Genomic DNA, 13,592 nt, shown 5'->3' with positions numbered 1-13,592 from the left:
ACTCGCTTCTCAAGTCTAATCTCACCAATACTTAAAAATCGTATAGATAATCTTATACCCAGCTCCAAACACTCCTTTTACTGTTCCACTGACTTTGGATACTCCTATACGCTTGCGGTAATTTACTGGTACTTCCGTATAACGGAGTCCGGCTTTATGAGCTTTGATCTGCATCTCTATAGTCCAGCCAAAGTTCTGATCGATCATATTCAAGTCAAGCAACTTTGACCAAATAATCGCCCGAAATGGTCCCAAATCAGAGAATTTGGCGCCTTGCATGTATTTCATCATCGTGGTTGCCAGCCAATTTCCAAATACCTGCGGAAAAGTCATCGAGCCAGATTCCCGCTCTCCCAATGCTCTGGAGCCTATGACCATATCTGCTTTTTGATCCAAAATCGGCTGAATCAAATCAAGTAAATCTTCTGGATAATCGCTGTAATCACCGTCTAGAAAGACTACAATATCTGGTTGAATTTCCTGTTTTTTGATCCAATCCATCGCTGTCAAACAAGCTTTCCCATAGCCTTTCTGAGGCTCGAAAACCACTTTTGCACCAGCTGCTTCTGCTACTTTTCCAGTGGTATCAGTAGAGTTATTATTCGCAACTACGATATTCCTCACAATTGCCGGAACGTCTCCGATCACCTTCGGAATGGACTTTTCCTCGTTGTATGCGGGGATGATTACGTCAATAATTGGAGGATTATGCATCAGAACTTATTTACCTAAACTGTAGGCTTTGAAAGAGGAAAAGAAAACTAGACCATACCCTACGGCGAGCATTAGGTGAAAAGGTAACATCTCGAACGTGCCCCAATAAATATGAAGACCTACCATGCCTGAAAAAACCAGCATCAAGATTCCTTCCATCCAAGTTGTAGCCGGGATTTTGTATTTGATATAGTTATTGGATTCCAAGCCTGTACCTCCTTCCAAATTAAACTTCGGAGTACGGATAAAGGGTGATTTTTTACCTGAAAGGCCTTCCCAAACTGCTTGCGCATTATGCAACGCCAAGCCCATAGAAACTGAAAGGAATAGAGGCAACATATAAATCGCTTGAAATAGACTTCTCCAGAAACTTCGCTTTTCATAGAAATAGGCAACCAAATACACTCCAGCGATGATCACAAAACCTATCATAAACAGGCCAGCAACTTTGAATAGACTGTCTGAAATCAAACCTTGAACTCCTGCCCACCACACACCAATACTGCTTAAACTCACCAAAAGAATAGCAATGAAAAGGCTGCTATTGAACAAATGAGCCATCGCGTGGATCTTAATCCCGAAAGGCAAATCTTCGCCCAAAACTGCTTTTGCGTGCTTTCCAGCACACTCGGCACCTCCTTTTGTCCAGCGAAACTGCTGAGACTTTACTGCCGACATAATAGGTGGTAGCTCAGCTGGGGATTCAATTTCTGGTCTGTAGACAAATTCCCATCCTTTGCGCTGCGCGCGATAACTAAGATCCAAATCCTCTGTAAGCGTATCGTCTTGCCAGTCTCCCGCATCGATGATACAGGACTTGCGCCAAATGCCGCCAGTCCCATTGAAATTGATAAATGCATGCTGGCTATTTCTACCGATTTGCTCGATCAGAAAATGTGCATCCAAAGCAAATGCCTGCAAGCGCGTTAATAGGGAATAGTTTTTATTCAAATGTGTCCATCGCGTCTGCACCATTCCGACTTTTTCTGAAGAGAAATAAGGAATTGTTTTAAGCAAAAATTCAGGATCAGGGACAAAATCCGCATCGAAAATCGCTATAAATTCTCCGCTTACTCTCGCAAGTCCCTCCTTCAAAGCTCCAGCCTTAAAGCCAGTTCGATCTGTCCGATGAATGTATTTGAAATTGATGTCTGGAAACTCCTGAATTTTCTTCTGAATCAACTCAGCAGTCTGATCAGTACTATCATCCAACACTTGGATTTCCAGCAAATCAGCAGGATAATTTATTTTGGCGACAGCCGCTATCAACCGATCCACTACATACAACTCATTGAAAACAGGAAGCTGAATCGTGACCTTAGGCCAATTTTCTGGCACAGGATGAGCCACTTTTCCCAGGTACTTTTTTGAGCGAAGAAAGCTCAAAAGTAAATGCCCTTGAGCAAGGCTGTAAAGGAAAATAAACAGCATTCCCAGGGCATAAATCCCTATCAAAATATATAAGAGAATCATTTAAGCATTTATCTTGATGGAATCATTTCCAATAATTATTGGCATTTCGTTGATTCGATTTTCGGTTGATCCATTTTCTAATTTCAATACTCCACGTGGGCAAACTGATGAACAAACTCCGCACCCTACACAGCTAGATCGAACAATTTCCTGTCCACGCTGAGCATACCAGCGAACGTCAATTCCCATCTCGCAATGCGTAGAGCAATTGCCACAGGAAATACATTGCCCGCCGTTTGTGGTGATTCTGAATCGTGATTTGAAACGCTGAACTAAGCCTAAATAAGCAGCCAAAGGACAACCAAATCTACACCAAACACGGTTGCCCATGAATGGATAAAAACCTGTTCCGATCACGCCTGCGAATACCGAACCAATCGCAAAACCATAAATCGAATGTAATTGGTTCGTGACATTTCCCAAAAGTGCAAAACCAGAAAAATAATTAACAATGGTCAAAGCCGTCATCACCACCGCCAAAACCAAAACGCTATGAATGATTACTCGCTCGTATTTCCATGCTTTCACTGACTTATCAGAAAGCTGACGATAGGGATCTCCAAGCGTTTCTGCCAAACCACCACACCCGCAAACCCAAGAGCAGTACCACCGTTTCCCAAAGAAATAGGTGAAAGTCGGCACGCCAATGACAATGAGCAATATCCCCCAAATCAACATAAACATCCCTACTCCGCCCGAACTCAAGAAGGTATCGATCTGGTAATCGTAGAAGAAATCGTAATCCAGAGGCCAGATATTTTTGAAATCAAAGTAAGGCTGATTCAGCAATACCAAAATCTCTGGAATCAAAAATGCAAAAGCCGTCTGGAAGAACATCACCGATGCCGTGCGAAGTTGCTGATATTTATTTCCTCTATATTTTCTAAACATCCTCACTCCCATCACGGTGATGGCAAGTGTGTAAATCGTCCCGTAGAGAAACCACTGGCTTGCAGGATTGCCACTCAGAAGCATACTGAGGGGAGTTACCATCCATATTTGATTGACGATATAGGCTGGAAACCAATACAAAATGATGTAGAAAAGAATCAAATACGCTCCAGTGATCATCCCCATCCAGCCACGATTTTTCATAGCAGAATGGAAAATCCCATTGTTTTTGATTCCTTCTGGTTCGCCACGATATTTTGGCAGATTGTACATCAATCCTCCCAAAACTGCCAGACCAATAGACAAACCAAAGAAAAGCCATGGACTATCGCGAACGGGACTGCTTAGAGAGGTTTGCGCTAGCGGTAAACTATAATCGTCCCAGATCACTTCATCCCACTTGGATTCTGCTTTAAGGGCTTCGTTATACTCATTGAAATTCACTTTGTAGGCAGAAAGAAATGAGAAATTGGAAGAGTAAGTCTCACCATACATTGGTGCTAAAACCTCAGCCATTTTCTCTTGGTGAATATCCTTTGTACTGGATAAAACCAATTCCTCGGTAAGTGTGTAATTGCCTAAAAAAGGCATTGCCGTAAAAACAGCCAAGCCTATCAAAAAGAGCAGAATACCTATACTTTGAATAATTTTCATGTGTATATAATTTGATTTTTATAGGACATCCCGATAGCTATCGGGAGGAATCTCACATGGTTATTCATCATTCCTACATTTGACATAATCATCATGTTCGATTTCATACGCTTGCTCCGAATAGTTTTTGGATAAATGTCTTCTTGGAAACTTTGACGTCTCCTCCGAATTGGCTTTTAAAAGCCTTTTGTATTTCTATGTAATAAGGCGCGAAAAACTCAGGATCGAAATCGGCCTTATCAAGTTTGGAAATGACTTTAGCTCCATCCCAAGCTTCACGGATTGCCTGATCGAAAAACTCATGTCTGAGACGGAAACCAAAATTATTCACGCCTAAAATCTTCCCTTGTAAATCCATTAGCATTCGGAAAGAGATTTTCCCTCCAGCATGCTCCCAATAAAAGGATTTGACTTTTTCAGCATCCCATCTAGCGGGGACAGTACCGTAGGTTTGATATTCTATATCCAAGAACTTGGCTGAGTTAAACCAAATACCCGGTTTGTAAGTGACTTTTTTGCCTGCCAGAATATATCCCAAGGTTTCACCGTGCATTCTTCCTGTGTACCAAACTTGCTCCACTGGCTTGCGGTCGGCTGCTGGCACTTCATGAAATTCCGCACAATCACCTATGGAATAAACATTGGGGATATTGGTCTGAAAACCAAAATCAACTTTTACTCCTCGATTGATATCCAATTCTGTATTTCTAAGAAAATCTATGCTAGGAGTTACTCCTGCAGTAAGCCCTACAAATTGACATTCAATTTCTTCACCGGATTTGGTCCGGATAGCTTTTACGCGGGCATTCGGATCAGAGATGATTTCATCTAATTCTTCATTCAACCGAAGATCAATATGATGCTCTCGCATATGCCGACTGACTAATTCAGATTCTTCTTTCGGTAGTACATTGCTCCAAAAGCCAGATTCTCGCACCAGAAAGGTTACCGGAATCTTCTTATAAGCAAGCATTTCTGCCATCTCAATCCCAATCAAACCTCCACCTACGATCACTGCTCGCTTTACTCCGGACGCAGTATTCTCCTCCATGAGCTCCAAATCCTGTTTGGAATACAATCCTTGTACACCTTGAAGATCCTCACCTGGCCAGCCAAACTTATTTGGTTTAGAACCGGTGGCAATCACAAGCTCATCGTAGAGCATGTTTTCACCAGACTGGAAAAGAAGATTTTTGGATGTAAAGTTGATTGATTTCACCCAAGCTTCCTTCAGTTCTATTCTGTTTTTCTCCCAAAACCAATTCTCATAAGGCTGAGTATGCTCGAATTTCATATGCCCCATGAATACATACATAAGGGCTGTTCTAGAGAAAAAGTAAGTCGATTCACCTGAAATCACAGTTATCTTAACAGTATCATCCAGCTTACGAAGCTGTCGGGCACAGGTAATTCCTGCTATTCCATTGCCGATGATGACTACATGGCGATTTGAACTCATTGGATTTGGTTTTGATGGGGGCACAATTGGGAATTTACCAAAAACTTGGTTCTATTCGTTCAGATTCCAATCATAATCCATAAATGAAACCTTAGCATCTGACTTGATTTTGACTTTGCTGTACTTATTCAAAAAGTCAATCAAACTCCCATTTTTAGTAAAATCACCTTTAAACCAGGAGAAGATGGAAGAGATTTGAACTGACTCAGGGGAGATTTTATTTCTCGAAGAATTGATAAAACTTTTAGCAACCTTATCTAATTGGGAATCGATTGTTTTGGCTTCGAACGCTTCATTTAGCAATGGTGGACAGGAAACAGAAGCGCAATTAATCGCAAAGTGGATTCTAGGTTCTTCAAATTCCTTTCGCAAAATCGAATGCTCGATCTCATCCAAACTGGACTCCTGACCTCCTATTTTGAAAAATTTGTAGTGCCACACATCCTTAATCATCGGGATTTTCAATTTTGGCCCCAGATCCTTGATGCTTTCCACAGGGTAATTATTGACGATCAATGTTACGGTAAAGGCATTATAGGCATTAATCCAGTAAGCAAGTTGCTCGTCCTTTGACCAAGTTTTACGATCAGGGGCATTTTCACTGAGGCTCTTCACATACGCTTCTAGCTTCGCCTTCTCTTTGATAAAACCTTTGTAATTCACTTTTCCGTCAGCACTCACATTTGCTTTGAGCAATTCATTCCAAGTTTTGTGACTCGGCGGCGTGGTTTCAGCCATGCCAGGCACTGAACTTTGACAGCTCAAAAGAATTATGCTGAAGAAAAGAGCAATATGGATTTTTAGATTTTTCATAGGGAATGTGTTTAGGATGATTTACGATCCGATTCAAAATAAGGATGTAGAGAATTGAGAAATGGTCGGATAGAAGACCAAAAACAGTGATTTAATAAACTTTTTCTCCTTTAGTCATCCAAATACCCCAAGATTTTGAATAGGTATGCACTTTCTGCGTAGTAGAATCTCCATGAAAAATTGGTTTTTCCTCGTTTGCCCATTCAATCAAGCCACCGTACAAATTATAAACCTCCTTGAATCCCGCATCTTTTAGTTTTTTACCAATCTCCTGAGATCGTGCTCCTACCGTACAATACACGAGAACGGGTTTATTTTTATCCAGAGAAGCTACATTTTGAAGAGTAAAAGTATCGTATCCCACCCAAGCGGCATCTTTGAGATGACTAACCTCAAACTCCTCTTTTTCACGTGTATCCAACACTTGATAAGTACTCAACTCACTTATTTGAGCGGGCTTTAAGACAGGGAATTTAGAATCGTAAAGCGTGGTGAGTAAGACTTTATAGGCAATTGATTGAGCCTTAACAGTAGTAGAAAAAATGCAAAGTACAGGAACTAGTAAAAGCGCAAGTAGGTATTTAGAGAGGTAAGACTTCATATCGCTTTAACCCAAATACAAGTTGCGATGTTCAACTTAGGCGTAAAAATCTGAAAGCTTCACTAGCCCTTCTTTATCCAAGATCACGATTTTCTTGCCTTTCAGTTCGATGAGTTTATCTTTTTTGAATTCGGATAACAATCGGATAACAGATTCAGTCGCAGTTCCGATCAAGCTAGCAATCTCCTCCCTGCTTAGTACCAAGTCAATCTGCTGATGACCTGCACCATCGAGTCCATAAGAATTTGCAAGTTGGAGAAGCAAATACGCCAATCGCTCCCGTATACTCTTTTGCGAAGCATCTACTAACTTCTCTTCCATCACTCCAATCTCATGACTGAGTGCTTTGGTGAGTTTTTTGAAAAATGGCCCACTGCTAATTATGGTTTTAAGAAATGACTCTTTCGGAATAAAGCAGATTTTGGCATCCTCTATCACCATTGCAGAATTAGTGTAATTCTCCTCACCAAGTAAGGCCGTATAGCCCAATAACCCACCTTTTGACTCCAAATGAATAATTTGTTCCTTACCATTTGAGGCAGTTTTGAACACCTTTATAACACCAGAATTCACACAAAAAACTCCAAGAGGCTTGGCTCCTTCATAATAAAGCATTTGCCCTTTTCGGTGCGAAATCATGTTCTTGTTGTCAGAAATATTGCATGCCTGCTCTTCTGTAAGTTCAGAAAACATAGAAAATTTCCGACTGGTACAAAGGTCACAAGGATGGATGGAAGAGGTTTTAGACATACTCGAACAAATTATTTTGAGGTTGCTAACAAATGTAAATTTACAACACTGGATTTAAAGAGGAGGTTCGGGAAAACTTTTCTCCTGAGTAAACTTCTCCGCAACAGAGTCAAAGCTTAGACAAATATGCTGTAACCCATTGCTAATTAACAAATAAGGAGTTTTCAATTCCTTATGATACATACATGCTTGCTCTATCGTCTTTTGAGTCAATTTTACTTTAGGAGCCTTGCACTCAATAAGTAAATACGGATTCCCATTTTTGTCCCAAACTACCAAATCAGTGCGTTTGAGCAGTTTGTTGTAAACTAACCCTTTTTCCAATGCCAATAGCCCTTTTGGGAATTTAAGCTTAGTGATCAGGAAGTTGATCCAGTGCTGACGAACCCATTCTTCGGGTGTCAATACGAGTTGTTTTTTGCGTAGTGAATCAAATATCCACATTTTCCCCTCCTTCTCCATAAGCTGGGGCTCGAAATGAGGAAGATTTAATTGAGGCAATTGGATTTGATCCAGCTTTGAATCCATAGGTCAAAGATGGGGAAAATTGGGGAGTTGGTAAAAATGATTCCTTTCACCTATTGAAAATCTAGGTAAGGGGCAATTTTATCTATCCATTCCTGTTTGAATATTCTGATTTTCATAAAATCATCTGGAGCCATAAATGAGCCATGTTGCTTGCGATAGGCAATCAGAACTTTTGCTTCCGCATAAGTTATATAAGGATGCTTTGCCAATTCATCTGCTTCAATCTGATTGATTTTTAATTTTTTAAAAATGGCTGGAGAAAAATCGAAGTATTCCCATATTGCATCTATAGTCTCAGGTTTCAATCCATAAACTTCAGTGAGCTGACTTTTGTGATGAAGCCCGCCAAGATTTTCTCTAAACTTTACGATCCTACTTGCCGTACTTTGACCAATCCCTGGTACTATTTGTAATATGACTAAATCTGCTTCAGAAAAGGGGATTCTGTTGAGATTTTCGAGCTGCTTCGAGCTGGACTTTTTTACAATAGTATCCTGAGGATTGAACACAGGAAAAGGTGAATTCACAAGAATAATCCCAGAAGCTTCAAGACTGTCTATTGTTGCTAAGTATTGAATATGAAAATTCTCAGCTTTTGCATTTCGGATTTCTTTCAAAACACCTTTGAAGGTAATAAGAAGGAGCAAAACAGGAATTAGCAACACAAATCCACGTGATTCTTTACTGGAGAATCCCAGATAAATTTTCAGCCAATAAAAAAATCTAGCTCTCATAGTATTTCAAAAAAAATGATAGTCCCTATCTATAAGACATAAGTTAATAGTATTAGAATCAGAAATCAATACTCACTAGTATTGCAGTAATATTGAAGATAGTTATTTAGAAAGATTACAAATTAACAGATACCTGCCCAAAATGGCACTTCCCGTGTCTTTGTCTGTTAAATTTGCAGTCCAAGCTTAAGCATGATGCAAGTCAAATTTAGAGCACTCAGTTTATCACATAAAAATGCCCCCGTTCAAATCCGAGAAATTATTTCTCTGGACGAGAAGGCTGTACATGGTATCTTACTGAAAATCAAAGACTTTTTTAGCCTAAATGATGCCTTAATACTTTCTACCTGCAATAGAACTGAGGTATATTACAGCCACGATCAAGACATTAGCACGGAGATAATTAAGTTGATTGGTCTCGAAAAAGGACTGACGGATATCGTTAATTATCTGGAGTATTTTGAAATTTTCAATGATGACAGAGCCGCAATCCGACATTTGTTCAGAGTATCTATGGGATTGGAAGCTCAGGTAGTAGGTGATATTCAAATCTCCAACCAGGTGAAAAGAGCTTATCAAGCGTCTGCTGATTTGAATATGACTGGGCCATTCTTACATAGATTGATGCACACGGTCTTTTTCACCAATAAGCGAATCGTGCAGGAAACTGCCTTCAGAGATGGAGCAGCCTCCTTGTCTTATGCAGCTATTGAATTGATTGAAAGCTTGACTTCAAATACATTCGAGCCTAGAATATTGCTGATAGGAGTTGGCGAGATCGGTGAGGATGTAGCTAAGAACATGGTTCACCTCCCTACTGCAAAAGTCAAAATCACAAATAGAACTCAAGGCAAAGCAGACACTATTGCTGCTGAAATGGGCTTTGAAGTGGTTCCGTTTGAGAATTGCTTGGAAGCAATGGAAGAAGCAGACGTGATTGTTTGTTCTATTCAGCGTTCTGAACCTTTCATCACGAAGGAATTGGTGAAAAAATTCCAGATCAATAGCTATAAATTACTTGTTGATCTATCTGTACCTAGAAGTATAGAAACTTCAGTTGAAGATGTTCCTGGTGTCGTTCTTTATAACGTAGACAACATTCGCAGTAAAGCTTCTGAAACATTAGAAAAGCGTTTAGCGTCTGTCCCAAAGGTGGAAGAAATAATAGAGGAAAGCATCAAAGAGTTTTTCGATTGGAAAAAGGAAATGATTGCCTCCCCCACTATAAACAAACTCAAGCAGTCTTTGGAACAAATCCGCCAGGAAGAAATGGCACGATTTGCAAAAAATGCTGATAAAAAAGAATATGCGGTGATCGACAAAATCACTAAGAGCATGATGCAAAAAATACTCAAAGTTCCAGTGGTACAACTTCGAGCAGCTTGCCAACGTGATCAAGCAGAGGAAATGATCCAAATCATTTCGGACTTGTTTGATCTGGAAAAAGTAAAAACAGAGTAGTAAGCACTACAAACTCTAATAAAAATGACCAAAGGATTGAATCAAACCTTTGGTCATTTTACCTTTAAGACCATCCCGCATAACCAATAGTTAAATGAATAAAAATTTTACGCTACTCGTAAGTCTCATTCTCACATTCTTAATCACTAAGACTACTCAAGCTCAATCTTGGGAAGTTTATGACACTAAGATCCAACTTCAGTCACGATTGATTTACGACGAGATTGATCTCCTAAGTGAGACCGTGAGAATTGGTAAGGCTGGAAACGAACTCTCATTATTGTCAAGTGATTTGAGACCTGCGGTTTCTCTAGTGGGTACGGAAATTTATCAATACCTAGAGCCTTGGATAATTGTGAAAGGCCCAAAGGGAATAGGCGCGTTTCACGAATATGGACAGCAGGTATTGCCTTTAGAATATGACAAAATCGACACCTATTTCAATATGCTTTTGGCAAGCAAAGGCAATGAATACTGGCTGTTCCAAAGAGGATTTAATAAAACGACCTACTTGGGTGAATTGGATGAAGCAAAAATCACAAATACTGGTTTAATAATCATCCGTAAAGGCACCGAGTATTCTATGCCTTTATCTCCAAATCCGGACAAAACTTTCGAGCTCCTTTCCGATAACAATGGTGAGTTTGTTTTAGCAAAGGAAGCATCAGGTTTCGGCTTGATTAATAGAGAAGGCAACTATGTGATGGATCCCATTATCGAGACGATGCAACACACACATGGCAATTTTTACTACGGATTCAACCAAGATCAGTATTTGTTGATTGAGGGTAATGATATCAAATCAAATATCCGCTACAATTCTTTTCACAAGATTACTTTCGAGAATGATATCATGCTAGAATACATCCACGGCAAACTTCGCCGCGTGATGGAAGACGATGGTATTTTGCTTGATGACGTGGGTATGACGGCTGTCAACAAAATCGGCCAAGACTTGTACAATGTTCATTTTCGGGATGCGAGAATTGGCTTATTAGGCAAAAAAGGATGGTTAGTAAAACCTATGCTTGAGGTAGATGAAATAAAATTCGGTAATGAAGGGCTTTTTCCTGCTAAATCGAAAGGTGCTTTTGGTTTTGTAAATGCATCTGGAGCCTGGGTGATCAAACCTCAGTATGCAGAGACAACCTTATTTTCAGAGAAAATGGCCGCTTACAGAACAACTCAGAATTGGGGATTAATTCGCTCATCCGGTGAGCTAGTTTCTGATGCATCATGGGAGGAAATAAAGCCATTTCAGAAGGGTTTAGCCATCGCGAAAGCGAATGGCAAATATTTCCTTTTAAACACCTTCGGAGCAGCTCTTAATACCGAAGGCTTTGATAATATCTACCGGACCACCGATGGATATTTCATGGTAGAAAAGTCAGGTAAATCAGGACTACTCGACAGTGAGGCAAATGAAGTTATTCCTGCAGAATTCGAAAAGCTAAGAAGAGAAAGAAAGAATTTTGTGATCGTACAAAAGGATGGCCTTACAGGCGTAATCAACGAAGCTGGAGAAGTAATCCTTCCTTTGGCTTACGAAAAAATCCTTGTCGATTGGGCAAATGAGCAGATTTTTACAAAAAATAAATATGTACCTACGGTGATTCAACTCAGTGAAGAACCCGGAAAGAAAAACAAAAAAGGGGCCTAAGCCCCTTTTTCTATTTTTTCTCGTTTTTACCCTTTGACGAGTCGTTCGAGTCTGAATCGGAATTAGCAATTGATTCTCGCATGGAAGTATCGGATTGGATGTTTTCCATTCTATAGTAATCCATCACACCAAGCTTACCTGTTCTGAATGCTTCTGCAATAGCCTTTGGAATTTCTGCTTCAGCTTCAATAACCTTAGCTCTCATTTCCACATTTCTAGCTTTCATCTCCTGCTCAAGAGCGACAGCCATTGCACGTCTTTCTTCAGCTCTTGCTTCAGCTACTTTCAAATCTGCAGAAGCCTGATCGATTTGTAGTTTCGCACCAATGTTAGTTCCCACATCAATGTCAGCGATATCAATAGATAAGATTTCAAATGCTGTTCCAGCATCCAAACCTCTTTGAAGAACCAGCTTCGAGATTTTATCAGGGTTTTCAAGTACACTCTTATGAGTAGCTGCCGAACCGATGGAAGTAACGATGCCCTCACCTACTCTAGCAAGAATAGTTTCTTCACCAGCACCACCAACCAACTGAGCAATATTGGCTCGCACAGTTACTCTAGCTTTAGCGATCAACTGAATACCATCCGCAGCCACTGCAGCGACATTAGGAGTATTGATCACTTTTGGATTTACAGAAATCTGTACTGCTTCAAATACATCTCTACCAGCCAAATCAATCGCGGTAGCTTGTTTGAAGGTCAGATTAATATTCGCTTTATCAGCAGAAATAAGCGCTCTGATCACATTAGGAATGTTACCTCCAGCCATGTAGTGAGTTTCCAAATCATTTGTAGTCAATTCTACCCCAGCCTTTGTAGCGGTGATCAATGAATTAACAATAATACTTGGTGGCACTTTTCTAATTCTCATCCCGATGAGCTCTCCTATCCCAACTTTCACATTGGAAAATTGAGCCGTGATCCAGAGGTTGACCGGAACAAAGTACAAGAAGATGAAAAGTAGGACGATTCCTGCGACCGCAGCCACTAGGATGAACATTGAACTGTTCGGATCTAAATTCTCCATATTATTTTACTAAAATTTTATTGTTTTCGATTTTGATAATAGTGACGTCAGTTTCCACAGCAATAAAACCATTTTCTGATTTCACCTCATATACTACATCACCAAAGCTAGCTTTTCCAATTGGTTTTAGGTCTGAAATAGTTTTGCCTGGCATCCCTATTTGCAATGCATCAGTACGTCCATCAAAAGCTCCACCCTGCATGGAAGACTTAAGAGAGAAACGATTCCAAAGACCCGATTTAAAACCATAGACTATTGCTACAAGATTCAGAATAACTGCAATAGATGTAATCCACCAAGCAACTTCAGCGTCAAAGCTCAAAAATGCATAGACTACGCCTGCCAAACTCACCGCAAGGCCAAAGACTCCTACTACAGTAGTTCCAGGGACAAATAGAACCTCGGCGAGTAAAAGAACAAGGCCAATAATAAGTAGGCTGGATAGAACGATGATTGTCATTGACTTTTCATAAAAAGAATAGATGTCTAAAATACAAGTTTCCTAGGTATCCCTTGTCAATGACTAGTCCTGAATAGGCGTTACAGTTTTAAAGGATAATTTAGATAGCATCGGGTTTCGACACGGTGCTATTTTTCTTTTTGTAGGTTCTAATCTTTATGCTGTCTTGCAGGTGCATTTTGGTTGGTGTTTCCATCCGACAACTCCAATGTGGTCTTTCATTATTGTAAATATAAATAGACTCTTTTATCAGTTTGTCCATCAGTTCTAAATCATGGATTATGATCCCCAGAATAAATTCATGTTTCAGTATTCCGTTGACTCTTTCTGCCACCGCATTTTGGTATGGATCATAGCTTTCTGT

At 40.0% G+C, this 13,592-nt stretch carries 14 protein-coding genes; 2 read left to right on the top strand and 12 right to left on the bottom strand.

Annotated features, from left to right (window positions below; translation table 11 throughout):
* Nucleotides 1-21: 21 nt before the first annotated feature.
* From BM291_RS04365 to BM291_RS04325, 9 genes are all read right to left on the bottom strand, one after another.
* Nucleotides 22-714 carry a glycosyltransferase family 2 protein gene (locus BM291_RS04365; protein ID WP_092894960.1) on the bottom strand — a complete coding sequence of 231 codons (693 nt, stop codon included), beginning with the start codon at nt 712-714 and terminating at the stop codon, nt 22-24.
* A 6-nt stretch (nt 715-720) separates the two neighbouring features.
* Nucleotides 721-2,187, bottom strand: a complete 1,467-nt coding sequence (locus tag BM291_RS04360) for a glycosyltransferase (RefSeq protein WP_092894959.1) — start codon at nt 2,185-2,187, stop codon at nt 721-723.
* Complete coding sequence (locus BM291_RS04355) at nt 2,188-3,732, bottom strand: 4Fe-4S binding protein (protein ID WP_092894958.1); 1,545 nt, start codon at nt 3,730-3,732, stop codon at nt 2,188-2,190.
* 103 nt (nt 3,733-3,835) lie between these two features.
* On the bottom strand, nt 3,836-5,191 hold the full coding sequence (locus BM291_RS04350; protein ID WP_092894957.1) for an NAD(P)/FAD-dependent oxidoreductase: 1,356 nt from the start codon (nt 5,189-5,191) through the stop codon (nt 3,836-3,838).
* 51 nt (nt 5,192-5,242) lie between these two features.
* The gene (locus tag BM291_RS04345) at nt 5,243-6,004 is read right to left on the bottom strand and encodes a DUF547 domain-containing protein (protein ID WP_092894956.1); all 762 of its coding nucleotides are present in this window, start codon (nt 6,002-6,004) and stop codon (nt 5,243-5,245) included.
* 91 nt (nt 6,005-6,095) lie between these two features.
* Nucleotides 6,096-6,605 (bottom strand): rhodanese-like domain-containing protein, encoded by a 510-nt coding sequence (locus BM291_RS04340; RefSeq protein WP_092894955.1) that lies wholly within the window; start codon nt 6,603-6,605, stop codon nt 6,096-6,098.
* A 36-nt stretch (nt 6,606-6,641) separates the two neighbouring features.
* Nucleotides 6,642-7,298, bottom strand: a complete 657-nt coding sequence (locus BM291_RS04335; protein ID WP_245786767.1) for a Crp/Fnr family transcriptional regulator — start codon at nt 7,296-7,298, stop codon at nt 6,642-6,644.
* Between the two features lie 111 nt (nt 7,299-7,409).
* Nucleotides 7,410-7,883 carry a type I restriction enzyme HsdR N-terminal domain-containing protein gene (locus tag BM291_RS04330; protein WP_092894953.1) on the bottom strand — a complete coding sequence of 158 codons (474 nt, stop codon included), beginning with the start codon at nt 7,881-7,883 and terminating at the stop codon, nt 7,410-7,412.
* A 50-nt stretch (nt 7,884-7,933) separates the two neighbouring features.
* Nucleotides 7,934-8,617 carry a ComEA family DNA-binding protein gene (locus tag BM291_RS04325; RefSeq protein WP_092894952.1) on the bottom strand — a complete coding sequence of 228 codons (684 nt, stop codon included), beginning with the start codon at nt 8,615-8,617 and terminating at the stop codon, nt 7,934-7,936.
* Nucleotides 8,618-8,812: 195 nt separating this feature from the next.
* Here BM291_RS04325 and hemA point away from each other — a divergent pair, with 195 nt between their 5' ends.
* Both hemA and BM291_RS04315 read left to right on the top strand, forming a co-directional pair.
* Nucleotides 8,813-10,078 carry a glutamyl-tRNA reductase gene (hemA, locus tag BM291_RS04320; RefSeq protein WP_092894951.1) on the top strand — a complete coding sequence of 422 codons (1,266 nt, stop codon included), beginning with the start codon at nt 8,813-8,815 and terminating at the stop codon, nt 10,076-10,078.
* Nucleotides 10,079-10,172: 94 nt separating this feature from the next.
* Nucleotides 10,173-11,738 carry a WG repeat-containing protein gene (locus tag BM291_RS04315; RefSeq protein WP_092894950.1) on the top strand — a complete coding sequence of 522 codons (1,566 nt, stop codon included), beginning with the start codon at nt 10,173-10,175 and terminating at the stop codon, nt 11,736-11,738.
* A gap of 10 nt (nt 11,739-11,748) precedes the next feature.
* On the opposite strand, the gene floA is transcribed toward BM291_RS04315, so the two are convergent.
* From floA to BM291_RS04300, 3 genes are all read right to left on the bottom strand, one after another.
* Complete coding sequence (gene floA, locus BM291_RS04310) at nt 11,749-12,768, bottom strand: flotillin-like protein FloA (protein ID WP_175499641.1); 1,020 nt, start codon at nt 12,766-12,768, stop codon at nt 11,749-11,751.
* Between the two features lies 1 nt (nt 12,769).
* Nucleotides 12,770-13,228 (bottom strand): NfeD family protein, encoded by a 459-nt coding sequence (locus BM291_RS04305; RefSeq protein ID WP_092894949.1) that lies wholly within the window; start codon nt 13,226-13,228, stop codon nt 12,770-12,772.
* 100 nt (nt 13,229-13,328) lie between these two features.
* The coding region (locus BM291_RS04300; protein ID WP_139229036.1) for an integrase core domain-containing protein at nt 13,329-13,592 on the bottom strand (264 nt) is incomplete at its 5' end.

The organism is Algoriphagus aquimarinus (genome assembly GCF_900112005.1).
Lineage (GTDB): Bacteria > Bacteroidota > Bacteroidia > Cytophagales > Cyclobacteriaceae > Algoriphagus > Algoriphagus aquimarinus.
The sequence above is the reverse complement of the archived record's forward strand: the minus strand, read 5'-3'. Positions and strand labels throughout refer to the sequence as shown.